The 18,303-nt window shown below is 34.5% G+C and carries 10 protein-coding genes; 1 reads left to right on the top strand and 9 read right to left on the bottom strand.

What is annotated here, in order from left to right; all coding sequences use genetic code 11:
- Positions 1 to 28: 28 nt before the first annotated feature.
- The 8 genes from H600_RS0117890 to H600_RS0117855 all read right to left on the bottom strand — a co-directional run bounded on the left by H600_RS0117890 (position 29) and on the right by H600_RS0117855 (position 14,929).
- Positions 29 to 2,440 carry an alpha-ketoacid dehydrogenase subunit alpha/beta gene (locus H600_RS0117890; protein WP_026730077.1) on the bottom strand — a complete coding sequence of 804 codons (2,412 nt, stop codon included), beginning with the start codon at positions 2,438 to 2,440 and terminating at the stop codon, positions 29 to 31.
- 188 nt (positions 2,441 to 2,628) lie between these two features.
- Positions 2,629 to 5,376 carry a gluzincin family metallopeptidase gene (locus H600_RS0117885; protein WP_026730076.1) on the bottom strand — a complete coding sequence of 916 codons (2,748 nt, stop codon included), beginning with the start codon at positions 5,374 to 5,376 and terminating at the stop codon, positions 2,629 to 2,631.
- A gap of 269 nt (positions 5,377 to 5,645) precedes the next feature.
- Complete coding sequence (locus H600_RS0117880; protein WP_026730075.1) at positions 5,646 to 6,374, bottom strand: LOG family protein; 729 nt, start codon at positions 6,372 to 6,374, stop codon at positions 5,646 to 5,648.
- Positions 6,375 to 6,810: 436 nt separating this feature from the next.
- Positions 6,811 to 9,642, bottom strand: a complete 2,832-nt coding sequence (uvrA, locus tag H600_RS0117875; RefSeq protein WP_026730074.1) for an excinuclease ABC subunit UvrA — start codon at positions 9,640 to 9,642, stop codon at positions 6,811 to 6,813.
- Between the two features lie 102 nt (positions 9,643 to 9,744).
- Positions 9,745 to 10,698, bottom strand: coding sequence for a Fic family protein (locus H600_RS0117870; protein WP_035108745.1), 954 nt, complete (start codon positions 10,696 to 10,698; stop codon positions 9,745 to 9,747).
- Positions 10,699 to 10,762: 64 nt separating this feature from the next.
- A complete protein-coding gene (locus H600_RS0117865) occupies positions 10,763 to 12,547 on the bottom strand; it encodes a chloride channel protein (RefSeq protein ID WP_026730072.1) in 1,785 nt (594 codons plus the stop codon).
- Between the two features lie 85 nt (positions 12,548 to 12,632).
- Positions 12,633 to 14,315, bottom strand: coding sequence for a gamma-glutamyltransferase (gene ggt, locus H600_RS0117860; protein ID WP_026730071.1), 1,683 nt, complete (start codon positions 14,313 to 14,315; stop codon positions 12,633 to 12,635).
- Positions 14,316 to 14,344: 29 nt separating this feature from the next.
- Positions 14,345 to 14,929 (bottom strand): acyl carrier protein phosphodiesterase, encoded by a 585-nt coding sequence (locus H600_RS0117855; RefSeq protein ID WP_026730070.1) that lies wholly within the window; start codon positions 14,927 to 14,929, stop codon positions 14,345 to 14,347.
- A 208-nt stretch (positions 14,930 to 15,137) separates the two neighbouring features.
- On the opposite strand from H600_RS0117855, the gene glmM reads away from it, so the two are divergent.
- Positions 15,138 to 16,526, top strand: a complete 1,389-nt coding sequence (gene glmM, locus H600_RS0117850; protein WP_026730069.1) for a phosphoglucosamine mutase — start codon at positions 15,138 to 15,140, stop codon at positions 16,524 to 16,526.
- Between the two features lie 76 nt (positions 16,527 to 16,602).
- Here glmM and H600_RS22600 read toward each other — a convergent pair whose 3' ends face one another.
- On the bottom strand, positions 16,603 to 18,087 hold the full coding sequence (locus H600_RS22600; RefSeq protein WP_051234463.1) for a glycosyl hydrolase: 1,485 nt from the start codon (positions 18,085 to 18,087) through the stop codon (positions 16,603 to 16,605).
- Between the last annotated feature and the right edge of the window lie 216 nt (positions 18,088 to 18,303).

Genomic DNA, 18,303 nt, shown 5'->3' with positions numbered 1-18,303 from the left:
CTTTTTTTTATCTAAAAATTCTAAAATCTTAGTACAAACTAGGAAATTTAGAAGGATTAACTTCATTCATCATGCTGTACACTTTCTCGAAAATATCTTCGGCAGAAGGTTTTGAGAAATAATCACCATCAGTGCCGTATGCTGGTCTGTGGGCTTTTGCAGCAAGGGTTTGTGGTTTGCTGTCAAGATATTTATACGCATCCTGTTCTTCCAGAATTTGTTGTAAAATATAAGCCGAAGCTCCACCTGGAACATCTTCATCAATTACTAACAAGCGATTTGTTTTAGCGATACTTTTTACAATATCCTTATTCACATCAAAAGGAAGTAAAGATTGGATATCAATAACTTCACAGTCAATTCCTAAATCCAATAATTCGTTTGCTGCTTGTTGAACCAGTCTTAAGGTTGATCCGTAAGAAACTAAAGTTATGTCAGAACCTTCTTTCATGGTTTCAACAACACCAATCGGCGTTTTGAATTCACCAAAATTTAAAGGTGCTTTTTCTTTTAAACGGTAACCGTTTAAACATTCGATTACTAAAGCAGGTTCATCACATTCTAAAAGTGTGTTGTAAAATCCAGCCGCTTGTGTCATGTCTCTTGGAACCAAAACGTGAATACCACGAATCGCATTGATGATCATTCCCATTGGTGAACCAGAATGCCAGATGCCTTCTAAACGGTGTCCACGAGTCCTGATAATTAATGGTGCTTTTTGTTTTCCAACAGTTCTATATTGCAAAGTAGCCAAATCATCACTCATGATCTGGATCGCATATAATAAATAGTCTAAATATTGGATTTCAGCAATTGGACGAAGACCTCTCAAAGCCATTCCAATTCCTTGTCCAATAATTGTAGCTTCACGAATTCCGACATCGGCAACACGAAGTTCTCCGTATTTTTCCTGCATGCCTTCTAATCCTTGGTTTACGTCGCCAATGTTTCCAACATCTTCTCCAAAAATTAAAGTTTCTGGATATTTGGCAAATAAAGCATCAAAGTTATCGCGCAAAAGCATTCTTCCGTCAATATCTGCTTTCGCATTTTCAGCATATTTTGGAAGTACTTTTTCTACTGAAAAAACATTCTTATTTGAATCAGAATGTAAATTACTGCTGAATTTTTCTTGAGTTTCATTTATGAATCGAGTAATCCATTTTGATAAAAGCACTTTGCTGTTTGGAACTTCAATAAAACGAAGAATCTTTCTAGCATAAACCAGAATTTCTTTTTTAAGTGGTGCTTTAATGGCACGCAGTTCCGAAATATATTTTTTGATTCTGTCTTTATGGTTAACGCTTGCTTCGGCAATTTGTTCTAGTAAAGACAAAAGGTCATTTTGCTCTTCAATAATCGGATTGATGAATGAATTCCAAGCATCTTTTTTCGCTTCTAAAACTTCTTTTTTCAATTGGAAATCAATTTCAGAAAGTTCTTCAGGCGATGCGATGTTGATTGCAATCATCCATAAACGCATTTGACGAATACAGTCAAAATCTCTTTCCCAAGCTAATCTTTCTGCATTTTTGTAACGCTCATGTGAGCCAGAAGTAGAGTGTCCTTGAGGTTGCGTCAATTCGTTTACGTGAATTAAAACCGGAATATGTTCTTCACGAGCAATTTGACCAGCTCTTTCATAGGTAGAAATCAATTCTGCATAATCCCAGCCTTTTACTCTAAAAATATCATAACCTTTAGAATCTTCGTCGCGTTGATATCCTTTTAGAATTTCAGAAATGTTCTCTTTTGTAGTTTGATGTTTGGCGTGAACAGAAATTCCGTATTCATCATCCCAAACACTCATTACCATCGGAACTTGTAAAACTCCCGCAGCATTTATGGTTTCAAAAAACAAACCTTCAGATGTACTTGCATTTCCAATAGTTCCCCAGGCCACTTCATTTCCATTTACAGTAAATTTATCTTTAATGGTAATTCCGTCAACATTTCTGTAAATTTTCGAAGCTTGAGCTAAACCTAACAATCTTGGCATTTGCCCAGCTGTAGGTGATATGTCTGAACTTGAATTTTTTTGTTTTGTTAAATCTTTCCAAGATCCATCTTCGTTCAAACTGTGCGTTACAAAGTGCCCGCCCATTTGCCTTCCTGCAGACATTGGATCAAAATCTAAATCGGTGTGACCGTATAAACCAGCGAAAAATTGTTTTGGAGTCAATTCGCCAATTGCCATCATAAAAGTTTGATCGCGATAATATCCAGAACGAAAATCACCGTTTTTAAAAGCTTTTGCCATGGCAAGCTGCGGTACTTCTTTTCCGTCTCCAAATATCCCAAATTTGGCTTTTCCTGTTAATACTTCTTTACGACCTAAAAGACTACATTCACGGCTAGTTACTGCAATTTTATAGTCGTTCAATACCTCAGTTTTGAAATCTTCAAATGTCAATGTAGTATTGCTTTTTTCTTTTATCATAATCTTTAATGGTCATGTTGAGACTGCGAAATTACTTAAAAACAATCAATAATCATAATTCTTTAAAATAAATATAATTTAATTATTTGTATTTAAAATCAAAAAACTACGTATTTTATTTATGTAATATTCAGTAAAAAATGTATTTACGTGATAATAATATAACTTTTTATTTAAAATTTATTTGATTAGAACCATTTTCTAGTAAAAAGTGTGACTAATGTTTTTGGGGCAAATGTTATAACAAATCTAATTTTTTCGTTGTATTTGCTTTGAGAGATTTCCCATCCGTTATTTGAATACACCGGAAAATAGAGTTCAAAATAGTCAGGAACTAAATTTAAACGAATACCACTGTCATAGGCAAAAAACGCTGTTTGATGTTTATTTTTCAAAAATCCAACATCGCCATATACTTCAATCCAGTTCCAAATCGCATAACTGGCATTTAGGGTTGTCATCCATTGATTGGCGTAAGAAGGTTCTAATTGTGACTTGAAACCACCTTCGGCCATGACAAACTGCTGGCTGAAAAAACCCGTTGATTCTGATCTTCCAAACAGGTTGTAGTCAAACAAATAATCTGTCGGTCGATCTAAACCAAAACTGAAATAATCTGAATTTGTTGTATTGTAAAGGAAAACACCAGCGTACAATCGTAAATTCAATTTATGGTTGTTTTCAAATAATCGTCGATATTCTACTTCTCCTGAAAGTTTTCCAAAATCTCCCGAAAACTGAATGTCATTCATATAACTAAAATGATCCACAAGTTCTGTTTTTGTATTGGAATAACGGGCGTTAAAAATCGAATAATTAGGTTTTGAATTATCTGTAATGTAATCGCTTGCTTCACGGTTTACAATTACTTGGCGAAACATTATAAGTTGTTTTCGATTGTCTCTAAAATTCTCTTCGCGTATGCGCAGCTGTACCATCGGATTTAATCTCAAATAAGTTGCATCTGGTGCATAATGAAAATAATTTTGGCTGATTGAATATCGCACATTAAAAAGTGTGCTGTTTCTGTAATATTGATTCCATGAAAATGCAGAAGATCCTGAAAGCGTCTGGGCCTTAATAGAATAAGCTGGATTAATATCAAATATAAAGGGTTTGTCCAGAATTGTTTTGTTATGAAAACGTATTCCAGGCGTAATTCCGTCATAATAATTATAAGTTAGAGTCGGAATGTATAAAATCTGATTGTAATAAGGATCTTCTAAATCTTTGGCAAAATTAAATTTTATCGGACGATTTGTAATAGCAATGTTTTTCAGGTTTTTCCAATTGTTTCGTTGGTTGTATTCTGGAACTTCGTTGTCATAATTTAAAACTATTTTATCAGCATTTTTTCGGTCAAAATGATAAATAGAATCGTTTTTTGGCTCAATCCATTCTTTGAAAACAACTTCGTTTTTTTTGATTCCATACACCGGAATTGGTGCATACACTTCCGTTATGTTTTTTATTGAAAACTGAACGCTGTCTTTAGTTCTGGAAACATCAGTAAATTTATAATCAATAATGTCGCGTGATTCAATAATAGTCCTAAAAAACCAGTCGATATTTTTTGGACTGTTTTTGACTAATATTTTTTCAAAATTGTATCTATTTGTTTGCTGTGTTTTATTCAGTTCATAAAACTCATGAACACTTTCAGGAACAATATTATGATTCAGATAATCATCTAAATAACTCAAACTTAAACCTGCTCGGTATTTGCTGGCAATTTGTTCGTTGAATTTGATTAACGTATTTTTAGGATCACCCAGAGGCTGATCCAGATTTTTTCGAGCCATTAGCATATAATAATAGCTGTATTGCTCGTTAAAAGTCAAATTGGTGATGTTATAGCTTTTAAAGAGCTTCATGTCCGAAAGCCTGCCCAGCATTTTTTGATCTAAATGATGCTCTTCCATATATTTCATCATGGCATAAATCTGAATTCCGTCATAAACCCAATTGTCTTTTCTCGGATCTAATCGAAGACTGTTTTTTAGATAATTGCTTAAATAGGTTTTCAGAAAAGTAATTTCAAACATAAATTCATCCGAAAACGGGCTAATAAAAGAAGGAAGCTGATTGAGTCCATAAAATGGATTTCGGTCATAATCTGCCTGTGAAACTGTAATTTTAGAATGCGGATATTTCCCAATAAATTCATTCGCAAAAGTCGCAATGCGGTTAATGACAATCGCTCTCTGAATCTCGTTTAGTTTTTTTGTTTTTAAATCGGAAACTACTTCTAAATCACCATTTGTATAACTTCTGAAACTGTTTTGTTTTTCGATGAAAACATTAAAATCAGTTCTATTTGTACCTGCGAATGAATAGGTCGTGAAGGCAGTATTTGATTCATCTTTTGAAACCGAATTCAAATCAGTACTGATTGAATAATTAGCAGGAATTTTTATTTCAACTTCGTAATCAACAACAGCATTTGCAATGTCGTCAAGATTGAAATTGTTGTTTTTTACAAAACGGTGATTTTCAAAACGAGCGGGGCTCAAAAACCAGTTTTTTAAATTCATTCCGCCATTTTGCTCAAAGCCGTAATGTGTAAATTTTGCACTCGGAATTTTAGCAATATAAGTTAGATGCAAATCAATTTTTTCGCCAGGACGCAGTTTACGGTTTAGTTTTACGACAATAAAATCAGGATTTTTTTCTGTTCTTTCCCATTCTAGCGCCAAATTGTCTGAATCGGTTAGATTTAAAATGGTTGTATTTCCTCTCTCTTCTGGTTTTGCAAGATGAAAACCTCTGTAAAATTCATCCGAAAAGCGTTTCGCCAATGGAGTGTTCTTGTCTGAAAAAGCATTGTTCCAGTCATTCAGAACAATCGAAATCAAAGAATCGTTTGAAGTGTTGTGAAATGTGATATCTTGTCTGATGTTGAGTGTTTTAAGGTCGAGATTGACCGCCACTTCCATCTTCGATTGATGTTGTGCGTATTGTTTTACCGAGTTCAATAAAACAAAAATCAGGATAAAAATTTTATATAATGATTTCAAGGAGTGGCGCAAAAAAATTATTGATATATCTTAAGTTACGTGTGTCAAGATTTATGTGATTTTTGTAAAAATAACATAAAAAAAGCTGTTTTAAAAAACAGCTCTTAAAATTTAATCATATTATAAGCAAATTAAGTTAGTTATAGTTTCTAACTTAAAATGCCGAGATGATTTATATCGTAAAAAAATTAGAAATTCGGACTCAGGTCGTATTTCTTGTAGAATTTGTCCAAAGCTTCAACAACTTCGTCTTCAGTATCAACGACTTTGAATAAGTTTAAATCTTCTGGGCTTACAGTGTGCATTTTTTCTACCAAAACCGTTTTTACCCAGTCAATTAACCCAGACCAGAATTCAACTCCAACTAAAATGATTGGGAATTTTCCAATTTTCTTAGTTTGGATTAAAGTAATAGCTTCAAACATTTCGTCCAAAGTTCCAAAACCTCCTGGCATAACTACAAAACCTTGTGAATATTTAACGAACATTACTTTTCTCACAAAAAAATAATCGAAATTCAGGTTTTTATCGTGATCGATATATGGGTTAAAGTGCTGTTCAAAAGGCAATTCGATGTTTAAGCCTACCGAAGTTCCGCCACCTAAATGTGCGCCTTTATTTCCGGCTTCCATAATTCCTGGTCCTCCTCCCGTAATTACGCCATAGCCCGCTTTACTGATTTTAAAAGCAATTTTTTCAGCCAATTGATAGTATTTGTCATCTGGTTTTGTTCTTGCCGATCCAAAAATAGAAACACACGGACCAATACGTCCCATGCTTTCATAACCATTCACAAACTCAGACATAATTTTAAAAATTGCCCAGCTGTCATTGGATTTAATTTCGTTCCAAGTTTTTTGTTTTAAACTGTCTTGGATTACTTTATCTTCATCATTATCAAAATCTTCTAATCTCATTTTTGGTATTTTAATTATTTATATTTTTATTTCTGCCGATTCTTTTAAATTTTCATTCTGAGCATAATAGGAATAAGGAGCTATTCCTGCTATCCGTTACAATCTTTTCCGCCTCCCGATAGCTATCGGGACGGTCGCAAAAGGATTTCCACTTCTATCAGGGCTAGGGCAATTGGTTTCAAATAGACAATTGGTTTAATCGAAACATTTTTCTTCAAAGTTTAAATTTTTGAAAAAAGGCGGATGCTAAATTAACACTTTTTATTAGAATTGTTACAAAAAGGAAGGTTTATAATCTAAAAGTAATCCAGAGATAATGTTTAGTTATTACTTAAAATTTTATTTTTAGGCAATTATAAAAAAAATGACGGATTGAAATCCGTCAGACGTTCGATATGAATAGATTTTGGCCCATCCATTTTGCAAGAAATAGTCTTTACTCTAATTCCTTTTTCAGAAACTTAGCCGTATAACTCTTTTTGTTTTGCGCCACTTCTTCAGGAGTTCCTTTTGCAACAAGCTGTCCGCCGCCTTTTCCGCCTTCAGGGCCAATATCAATAATATAATCGGCAAGTTTTATAACGTCCATATTGTGTTCGATAACCAGAATTGTATTTCCTTTATCAACCAGTTTATTGATTACGTCCATTAAAACGCGAATGTCTTCAAAATGTAATCCTGTTGTTGGTTCGTCCAGAATGTAAAACGTATTTCCGGTATCTTTTTTAGATAATTCTCCAGCTAATTTAATACGCTGTGCTTCACCACCAGAAAGGGTTGTGCTTTGTTGTCCCAATGTGATATAACCTAAACCAACATCCTGAATTGTTTTTACTTTTCTGTAAATCTTAGGAATGTTTTCAAAGAAAGGAACTGCTTCATCAACCGTCATATCCAAAACATCCGAAATAGATTTTCCTTTATATCGAATTTCCAAAGTTTCTCTATTAAAACGTTTTCCTTGACAAGTTTCACACTCTACATAAACGTCTGGCAAAAAGTTCATTTCGATTGTTCTTACACCAGAACCTTCACAAGTTTCACAACGTCCACCTTTTACATTAAAACTGAAACGTCCTGCTTTATAACCGCGAATCATACTTTCAGAAGTCATCGTAAATAGATTTCTGATTTCAGTGAAAACCTCGGTATAAGTTGCTGGATTTGAACGTGGCGTTCTACCAATCGGACTTTGGTCAATATCAATTACTTTATCAATATGCTCTAAACCTTCAATCTTTTTATAAGGTTGTGGTTTTTTCACGCCATTAAAATAATACGCATTTAAAATTGGATACAGCGTTTCATTAATCAAAGTTGATTTTCCGCTTCCTGAAACTCCTGTCACACAAGTCATTTGACCTAATGGAATTTCGATGGAAACGTTTTTCAAATTATTTCCAGTTGCCCCAGTCAGTTTTAGGAATTTACCATTTCCTTTTCTTCTTTTCTTCGGAATGTCAAATTTCATTTTACCGTTCAAATATTGAGCGGTAATGGTATCAGACGCCAGAGTTTCTTTAGGAGTTCCAATACTGATGATTTCGCCTCCGTATTTACCAGCTTTTGGACCAATATCAATTACATAATCAGCCGTTTCGATCATGTCTTTGTCGTGTTCAACCACAATTACGGAGTTTCCGATGTCGCGTAATTGTTCCAATGACTGAATCAGTTTTTCATTGTCTCTCTGGTGCAAACCAATACTTGGCTCATCCAAAATATATAAAACACCAACCAACTGCGAGCCGATTTGTGTAGCCAAACGAATACGCTGTGCTTCACCACCAGAAAGCGATTTTGAACTTCGGCTTAAAGCCAAATAATTCAAACCAACATTCATCAAGAAGTTTAAACGGTCTTTGATCTCTTTTACGACTTCAGAAGCAATTAAAAGTTGTTTGTCTGTTAGATGATTTTCTAAATCTAAAAACCAAGTGGTCAAGTCTGAAATATCCATATCACATAATTCCGTGATATTTTTTTCATTCACTCTAAAAAATAAAGCTTCTTTTTTAAGACGCGATCCTTCGCAAACAGGACAATTAACTTCATCCATGAAATCTTTTGCCCAACGTTTTAAAGTTGTTGAAGAGCTTTCGTCATATTGATTTTTGATGAAATTCGAAATTCCTTCAAAATCAATTTTATATTCTCTCGTTACGCCAAGGTCTTTTGAGTTTATAGCAAATTTATCTTTTCCTCCATGAAGAATCATTGTCATGGCTTCTTCGGGAATTTTTTCAATCGGATCCGTAATCTTAAATCCGAATTTTTCTCCAATGGTTTCCAATTGCTTAAAAATCCATGAAGATTTATACTCGCCAAGAGGCGCAAAACCTCCCGCTTTAATCGATAATTTTGGATTCGGAATAATCTTTTTGATGTTGATTTCGTGTACAGTTCCTAATCCGTTGCAATGCGGACAAGCTCCTTTCGGAGAGTTGAACGAAAACAAATTCGGTTCCGGATTTTGGTACGAAATCCCAGTTGTTGGACACATTAAATTTCTACTGAAATAACGGACTTCGTTAGAGTCCTGATCCAAAATCATTAATACATCTTCACCATGATGCATTGCTGTATTAATGCTTTCTGAAAGCCTTTTTTGCGTATCAGGATTGTCTTCAATCACCATTCTATCGACAACAATCTCGATGTCATGAGTTTTGTAACGATCTAGTTTCATTCCTGCAACAAGATCTTGAACGTCACCGTTTACACGAACTTTCAAGAATCCTTGTTTGGTAATTTGTTGGAATAATTCTGCGTAATGACCTTTTCTGGCTTTAATAACAGGAGCCAGGATATTGATTCTTTTTCCGTTATAATCTTGAATAATTAAATCTTTGATTTGCGCATCGGAATACGAAACCATTTTTTCGCCTGTATTATAACTGTATGCATCAGCTCCACGCGCATATAAAAGCCTCAAGAAATCGTAAATTTCAGTAATTGTTCCAACGGTAGAACGTGGACTTTTGCTGGTTGTTTTTTGTTCAATCGCAATAACAGGAGAAAGTCCGTCGATTTTATCAACATCAGGACGTTCTAATCCGCCAAGGAATTGTCTGGCATAAGCTGAAAAAGTCTCTACATAACGACGTTGTCCTTCGGCATAAATGGTGTCAAAAGCCAAAGAAGATTTTCCCGAACCTGAAAGACCAGTGATAACCACCAGTTTTTCACGCGGAATGGAAATGTCGATATTTTTTAGATTATGAACTCTTGCACCAAGAACTTCAATAGTATTGTCTTTGTCTAACATAATTTTTGAGCAAAAACGCAAAGTTACCACTTTGATTTGTTCTTTTAGTGCTCGATAGCAAAAGTTTATGTTACAAATAATAACAAAAACGCTGATTTAAAATCAGCGTTTTCTTTTTCGGGTTGCCATATAGTTTTCAATCGCTTCTTTGGTGGTGTACCAAGTTCGGCCTTCTTTGTAAGCATCAATTTTTCCTGTTCTTGCCAGTAAACTTACATATTCTTGGCCATAAGGAGTGTCAGGCTCACTAATTATATTTTGTATCGATTGATAATCATAACTGCTTCCTGGCATTGCAGCAAGATAAATATTGAGGGTTCGCTCTAGTGCTTGACACATTAAAAGGGTCAATTTTTGATAATTTCCATTATTGGCTTGGTTGAGAGCTTCATAATATTTCTTTCTATCATTTTTAAGAATAATGGCGGGTGGAAAACCACAACGCATTAATAACATATTCATGCTTAAGCGTACCGTACGCCCGTTTCCATCAAAAAATGGATGAATCCAGACCAGTTTATGATGATAGATTGTGGCAAGTTCAATATCATTTAAACCCAAAGGATTTGTATTGATAAATTCTATTAATTCATCTAGATAATCTGAAACTTTATTAGCATTTGGAGGCATAAAATTAGCTCCAGAAATTCTAACTCCTCCGTTACGAATTCTTCCTGCAAAATCTTCTTCAATAGAGCGCATTACCAAACCATGAATAGATAGGATATCTATGCTCCTTAGCTTGTAATTTTCATCAACAATTGAGTAGAGATAATCAATAGCTTTATCATGATTATGGGTTTCAAAATGTTCACGCAACGATTTGCCCTTAATAGTAATTCCTTCTTGAATAACCATTTGGGTTTCTCGCAAGCTAAGTGTATTCCCTTCAATACTGTTTGAGTTATATGTCCATTCTAGAGAAAGACTTTCTCGTATTTTATTCAAGGCGATATTAGGCAATGGCCTGCTGTTTTCCAGTTCCTGCCTTTTTTGATACAATCTATCAAAAGTGGATTGAAATTCTTCTCTGTATGTAAGGTCAATATTAAACATAATCCTACAAAGGTACTTTTTAATATCGGATAAATAAAATTTTTAACGTATCCGATATTAAAAATTACTCAATCGTCATAGAACGCAATTTCATTCTATAAGCCTCTAGTGCAATAGATTTAGAAATGATGCCGTAGTATTTTTCATTTCGAAGCACTGGCAAGAAAGCCGATTTCGAATTTTCGAATTTCGTCATAACAATTTCCATGCTGTCATAGGATGAAATAGTTGTTGCTGGAATTTTCATTACATCTTTAATTTGTGTGTATTTTACGCGGTAGGCATTAAAAATAATCTCGCGAATGTCATTAAAGTGGACCACTCCAACTAAATCTTTTTCGTTATTAACAACGGGAAAAACAACTTGATTTGAATGTGAAATTAAATCAACCAGTTTGCTTAAATTTTCGTCGGGATGAACGGTAAGATAATCACATTGAATAATAGTATCGATATCTAAAGTCGATAAAATATTTGAATCTTTGTTGCTGGTGAATGCGTGACCTTTTTTAGCTAGGTTTTTTACGTCAAGAGAATATTTTTCAAATCGTTTTGATATCGCAAAACTAATTGACGATACAATCATAAGCGGAATCATAAGTCCGTAACCTCCTGTAATTTCTGCAATTAGGAATATTGCAGTCAATGGCGCGTGAAATAATCCGCTCAAAATACCAGCCATTCCGACCATGGTGAAGTTGCTGATTGGCAAATGCGATAAACCTGTTAGGCTTACTAGTTTAGAAAAAAAATAGCCTAAATAAGAGCCTAAAAATAAAGAAGGAGCAAAATTACCCCCATTTCCGCCACTTCCCAATGTTAGTCCAGATGCGAAAACTTTTACCATCATTGTGCATCCAACAAACAAAAGCAAAACCCATTGGCTGTTTCTAAAATCGGCAAATAAAGTGTTGTCTAATAATTTTCCTGGATCGCTTTCTGATAAAGTTTTAATACTTTCATATCCCTCTCCAAATAAAGTGGGGAATACGAAAATCAGCAAAGCCAATAGCGATGAGCCAATTAAAGCTTTTTTGTATGGACCAATTTCCATTTTGGCAAAATAATGCTCCACGCGCTGAAAATTTCGAGCATAATAAACCGCAGCAAAACCAGTCAAAACACCTAAAATTATATAAAATGGAATATTGTGATAATTGAATAATTCCTGTTTTTTAAAAGAGAGAAGAATTGTTTCGTCTAAAACAATGGCAGAAACCAACGCTCCTGTTGCTGCAGAAATCATAATTGGTGTAAAAGCTGAAATACTCACATCAACCAACAATACTTCAATAGCGAAAAGAACGCCCGCAATTGGAGCATTAAAAGCGGCAGCAATTCCGGCGGCAACACCACAACCAATTAATAAAGTTCGGTCTTTGTATGCTAGTTTGTAATTTTGGGCATAATTTGATCCAAAAGCCGCTCCGGTAATTACAATTGGACTTTCCAATCCAGCAGAACCTCCTAAACCTACAGTCAAAGAGCTCGTCACAATCTGAGCGTACATTTGTTTTTTCGGAATTATGCTGGCTTTTTTAGCAACGGCATATAAAATCTGTGAAGTTCCTTTTTGAATCGTTCCATTTAAAACTTTTTTAATCACAAAAACAGTCAACAGAATACCAATTATTGGCAAGATACTGTTGATGAAACTCAGTTTTAAAATCCCATTGATGTAAGTTGCAAAAGAAAAAACGCTGTGTGCAAAAGTCTTCAAGACAATTACCGCAAATGCGCAGGAAATACCAACTAAAACGCTTGACAAAAAAATAAACTGCTTTGGCGTCAATAAAGATTGTGCTAAAGCAATAATGCTTTCTAATTTTCGAAAAAGTCGTTTTATCATAATTTTGCTACAAAGTTACGGGGGATTGCAAATTTAGCTCGAAACATTCAATTTTGTATAATTTTTTAATGCAAATCTTTTGAGTTTAAAATCCGGCGGCTTTGTCATCGCCACGAAAATCGGCGCCTCCTTCAAGAGTATTGTCAGGCAGAACCAAAATCGCATCCACTTTGCCAATTACTGGTGTTGTGTTTTCACTAATCAGATATCCTTTTGCTCTTAAATTTGATAATGTTTTGTCGCTAAAAGCTTTAGGTTCAAAAGTGATCAAATCAGGCAGCCATTGATGGTGAAAACGTGGTGCATTTACAGCCTCTTGCATGCTCAAATTATATTCATAAACATTTAAAATAGTTTGCAAAACCGAGGTTATGATAGTAGAACCGCCTGGCGAACCGACAACCATATAAAGTTTTCCATTTTTTTCGACTATAGTTGGCGTCATGGAACTTAACATTCTTTTTTGTGGCGCAATGCTGTTTGCTTCGTTTCCAACTAATCCAAACATATTTGGAGATCCCGGTTTGGCACTAAAATCGTCCATTTCATTATTTAGAAAAAAACCTAATTCATCGCAATAATATTTTGATCCAAATCCGTCGTTAATTGTGGTCGTTGCCGCCACAGCGTTTCCTTGTGCGTCAACAATGGAGTAATGTGTGGTTTCAGTGCTTTCGCTGTATGTGATTTCCCCTTCTTTAATATCGGCTGATAAAGTAGCTTTATCTGAATTAAAATTTGACATTCGTTCCTTTAAATAGCTATCAGACAAAAGTCCATTAATCGGAATTTTTACAAAATCAGGATCACCTAAAAACTGACTTCTATCTGCATAAGCTCTCCTTTCGGCTTCCACAATAACTTGAATAGATTGTTCTGAATTATGTCCCATTTTTGAAAGATAAAACGGTGAAACCATTTTCATGATTTGGGCTAGACAGATTCCACCACTGCTTGGAGGCGCCATCGAAGTTATTTTTAGATCCTTGTAATCAAACTGAAGCGGTTTTCTCCATTTCGCTTCATAAAGCGCCAAATCCTTCATTGTGATTATGCCACCTTTTTTCTTTAAATAATCTACTAAAATTTGAGCCGTTTTGCCTTTGTAAAATTCATCTCTTCCATTCTTTAAAATTCTTTTCAAAGTGCTGGCAAGAGCAGGATATTTTATGGTGTCATTTTCCTTGAATTCTTTAGCCATCAGTGTATTTGGCCCATTGGCTTTTACTATTGCATCGTGATAATTTTCAAGTTGTTTTTGCTGTTTTTTGGTAACAATAACACCTCTTTCAGCAAGTGCAATTACAGGTTTTAAAATTTCAGACATGGGTAATGTGCCAAATTTTTTATGAACAGCAAAAACGCCTGCAATAGTTCCGGGAACGCCAATTGCAAGAGCTGTTTCTGTACTTTTTCCTTTTATTACATTTCCGTCTTTATCCAAAAACATATTTTTTGAAGCTGCAAGTGGTGCTTTTTCACGATAATTAAGACTTCCAACTTCTCCGTTTGCTTTTCTGTAAACCATAAAGCCACCTCCACCAAGATTGCCTGCGTAAGGGTAAGCAACTGCCAATGCAAGCTCTGTAGCGACCATGGCATCAAATGCGTTGCCGCCTTTTTTCATTATTTCGGCTCCAATTTTTGATGCTTCTTCGCGAGCTGAAACAACCATGGCTTTTGAAGCGGTGAATCCTGTTGGATGAACAGCTTGCTGGCTAAAACCGTAAAATGAGATAAAACAGAATAAAAGCGAAATTTTTTTCATAAACGTGATTTATGTTTAATCGGTTTGATTTATAATGAGATTAGTTTTTGTTGCGCGTTTAGTCGAAGATCTTCAAAAAACAAAGTAAATTCTTCTTCAAATTCAGCGTAAAATTCTTTTAATTCTTCGCTAGCATATTGCATTTTAGAAACGTTTTTTGATCTTCGATCCATTTGTGTCAGGATTTGGTGAATTCCTTCTACGGTTCTGTAGCTCAAAAGCCAATTTCGTTCAATCATATAAGGCATCAAACCTTGTGTTTTTTCAGTTAAAATGGAATAATTATCATCTAGAGATGTATAAAATCTGTTGATGAAATTTTCCAGATTTTCATCAGAATATTTCGTCCAGTTTTTGGCTAAAAAATGATCGTAAATTATATCAACAATTACACCTGCATAATGATGGTATTTTTCATGCAAACGCTTGGTGCTTTGTCTAAAAATATCGTGAGAATCTGTATAAGTGTCAATAAATCGATGTAAAAGAATTCCTTTTTGAACATCTTTTGGGAAATGTTCAAATTGTTTTCCGCGAATGCCATCGGCCATAAAATTGCCAATTTTGATTAAATCATTATCGCCTGAAAGATAGATATGGGCAAGGAAATTCATTTTTTATAAAGTTTCTAAGACACTGAGATGCTCAGTTTCTAAGTTATTTTAGTAAATGTATAAAAACTTTTTTAATTCATTTTGTTATAAAATTCAGCCGTTAATAAACTTAATCGTTAGTTAATGTTTAAAAATCTTAGCAACTTAGTGCCTCAGAAGCGTAGTAACTTTTCTATATTTGTAATAAAAATAACCTTAACTCATTAAAATGACTTTAATAAAATCAATATCTGGAATTCGCGGAACAATTGGAGGGAAAGTTGGAGACAATTTGACTCCTGTTGATGCAGTGAAATTTGCATCGGCATACGGAACTTTTCTAAAAAATAATACTTCAAAAGAAAAATTAACGGTTGTTATTGGCCGTGATGCCAGAATTTCTGGGCCAATGATTCATAATCTTGTTGTGAATACTTTAATAGGATTAGGAATTGATGTTATTGATCTTGGGCTTTCGACTACACCAACTGTAGAAGTGGCTGTTCCTTTAGAAAAAGCAGATGGCGGTATTATTTTGACAGCATCTCACAATCCAAAACAATGGAATGCCTTAAAATTATTGAATGAAAAAGGCGAGTTTTTAAGCGGTGCCGATGGTGCAAAAATCCTTGAAATTGCCGAAGCTGAAGCTTTTGATTTTTCTGATGTAGATAGTTTAGGCGAAATTATTTCAAACGACGCTTATATGGATATTCACATTGATGAAGTTTTAAATTTGCCTTTAGTTGATGCTGAAGCCGTTAAACAAGCTAAATTTAAAGTTGTAGTTGATGGTGTAAATTCTTCAGGAGGAATTATTATTCCGAAACTTCTAAAATTAATGGGAGTTGAAGTTGTTGAATTGTATTGTGAACCAAACGGACATTTTCCTCACAATCCAGAACCACTAAAGGAACATTTAACTGATATTTCAGAATTAGTTGTCAAAGAAAAAGCACATTTCGGAATTGTGGTTGATCCAGATGTGGATCGTTTGGCTTTCATTAGCGAAGACGGTGAAATGTTTGGTGAAGAATATACGCTTGTTGCTTGTGCTGATTATGTTTTGAGCAAAACGCCAGGAAATACAGTTTCAAACATGTCATCTTCTCGTGCATTGAGAGATATTACAAAAGCTCACGGTGGAAGCTATGAGGCAAGTGCAGTAGGAGAGGTGAATGTGGTAGAATTAATGAAAAAAAACAATGCAATTATTGGTGGAGAAGGAAACGGCGGGATCATTTATCCAGAATTGCATTATGGAAGAGACAGTTTGGTAGGAGTTGCTTTGTTTTTGACACATTTAGCCAATAAAAACATGTCGGTTTCTGCTTTGAGAGCTTCTTATCCAGAATATTATATGAGCAAAAATAAAATTGAATTGACGCCACAAATTGATGTTGATGCAATTTTGACTGCTATGACAGAAAAATATAAAAACGAAGATATTTCGACAATTGATGGTGTGAAAATTGATTTTGCCGAAGAATGGGTTCATTTAAGAAAATCGAATACTGAGCCAATTATTCGTATTTATACTGAATCGGCTTCCCAAGAAGCTGCTGATAAATTAGCACTTAGAATTATTGATGAGATCAAAGTAATTGCGGGATTATAATATTTTTCAATGTAATTATAAAAAGCCTCTTTTGAAAATTTCGAAAGAGGCTTTTCTTTTTATATTTTAGATAGTTTTAGTTTTTAATGATTTTCATTGATTTGCGAATTTTTCCGTAAGAAGCATTTACGATATAAACTCCAGTTGCAAGTTTCTCTCCAATTTTAATATCTTGATTGGTATAATAATCTTTAGATTCGAAACAAACTTTTCCGTTCATATCAACGATTTTCAATGTCAACGATTCCGTTTCAGAAGATTTTATATGAAGTGTCGATTGATTTTTAACCGGATTTGGATAAATCGTAAAAGAATCTTTTTCAGTAATTGGCTCATCTATTCCTAGATTTCCTGCAGTAATATCAATATAGTTGAAATTCATATCATTTGATTTGAATTTAATTTTCAGATAAACCTCTCCCTTAGGCAATGCAACACCAGTTACTACTTTATCTGCATAAGTTTGCCATCCTCCAGTTGCGGGAAATGTTTCATCTGTTTTTACTGTGACATCGTTTACCAGAATATCAAATTTTCCGTTTATAGCAGGTGCGGCTACTCTAAAAGTTAGATTATAAGTTCCTGCATCAGCCACATTGATTAGGAATTCATTCCAGTCTCCTTCGTTTATAAAGCATACATTTTGTCCAGTATCAGAATCTGTTGTAGCTTGTAATCCTGTTCCTTTTCTACGATAATGTTTGTTTGCGGTAATTTTTCCTGGTACATTCATTTTTTTCGAAGTATAACTTTCGTTGATGTAAGCCGTTCCTATTGGTTTTAAAATACCACTTGTGGGGCTTAATAATTGTCCTTCTTGCATATCAGTCCAATCGGCAGGAACTCGTCCTGTAAACCAAGAATATCTGTAAATGTCTGGATCATTTTCAAAACTGTTTACGATAGCTTTCATGAAACTGATTTTATCAGCTTCACTTTGAATAACTCGGTTTGCAAATTCAGTTACCCAAACTGGGCGATTGTATTTTTTAAGATTCCCTGTAACTCCAATAACAGAACCTGCTGTATTGTCATATGTATGAAAAGCAATATAATCGACTTTGCATGTAGGGCACAAAAGAAAAAATTGATCGTGCCATGCAACTGGATCACTGTATCCTCCATAATTATTTGGGCCATTATATGCCGGAGATGCACTTACGATTTCTAAGTTTTTTGCGGTGGCTACCTTTTCTACATTTGCCCAAGCATTAACTGCTTCTTGTGGTGTTAGTCTCGCGCCATCGGTAAAATTTGGCTCATTAAAAGCTAATAAATATTTTGCGCCAGGCTTAATATTGTCTATAAAAGTCTGTATTTCATTATCGTTTAATTTACCCCATGCCATTGGCACATATTCAACTCCAATAGATGCATAATTAGCATTGGTGTCATTTTCTGGGATTCTTCCCCAATTGTACCACCACGAGATTCCGGGTTTTAAAGCCATTAAATCGGCGGTACTGTTTTGTCCGTAGGCAATACCACGTTTTTGGCTTTGAGCGAAAACTGGTTTTGAAAAACAAATTATTAAAAATGTAAAAAGTAATTTTTTGATCATGGGTATTGATTTTGCAATGGTTTTTTGGATAGTATTTAGTCAACTTCAAATGTATATTGTTTGTCTAAATCTGCCTTTGTCTGAATCCAATAAAAATCATTACAAAAACACATCAAAAATCTATTTACGAGCCTTAAAACCCAGTTTGGATGTTTTATTCGCTTTCACTAAATAAAAAAAAAGCCCAAAAAGTATTTCTTCTTTTTGGACTCTCTT

It is taken from the genome of Flavobacterium denitrificans DSM 15936, from assembly GCF_000425445.1.
GTDB lineage: Bacteria > Bacteroidota > Bacteroidia > Flavobacteriales > Flavobacteriaceae > Flavobacterium > Flavobacterium denitrificans.
Note: the sequence above shows the minus strand (reverse complement) of the source record. Positions and strands in the feature narration are given on the sequence as shown.

Bases quoted from the DNA above. Each gene is read 5' to 3' on its own strand.
- H600_RS0117880 (WP_026730075.1), bottom strand. From the start codon at position 6,374: ATGAGATTAGAAGATTTTGATAATGATGAAGATAAAGTAATCCAAGAC.
- ggt (WP_026730071.1), bottom strand. From the start codon at position 14,315: ATGAAAAAAATTTCGCTTTTATTCTGTTTTATCTCATTTTACGGTTTT.
- H600_RS0117870 (WP_035108745.1), bottom strand. From the start codon at position 10,698: ATGTTTAATATTGACCTTACATACAGAGAAGAATTTCAATCCACTTTT.
- glmM (WP_026730069.1), top strand. From the start codon at position 15,138: ATGACTTTAATAAAATCAATATCTGGAATTCGCGGAACAATTGGAGGG.
- H600_RS0117865 (WP_026730072.1), bottom strand. From the start codon at position 12,547: ATGATAAAACGACTTTTTCGAAAATTAGAAAGCATTATTGCTTTAGCA.
- uvrA (WP_026730074.1), bottom strand. From the start codon at position 9,642: ATGTTAGACAAAGACAATACTATTGAAGTTCTTGGTGCAAGAGTTCAT.
- H600_RS0117890 (WP_026730077.1), bottom strand. From the start codon at position 2,440: ATGATAAAAGAAAAAAGCAATACTACATTGACATTTGAAGATTTCAAA.
- H600_RS0117855 (WP_026730070.1), bottom strand. From the start codon at position 14,929: ATGAATTTCCTTGCCCATATCTATCTTTCAGGCGATAATGATTTAATC.
- H600_RS22600 (WP_051234463.1), bottom strand. From the start codon at position 18,087: ATGATCAAAAAATTACTTTTTACATTTTTAATAATTTGTTTTTCAAAA.
- H600_RS0117885 (WP_026730076.1), bottom strand. From the start codon at position 5,376: ATGGAAGTGGCGGTCAATCTCGACCTTAAAACACTCAACATCAGACAA.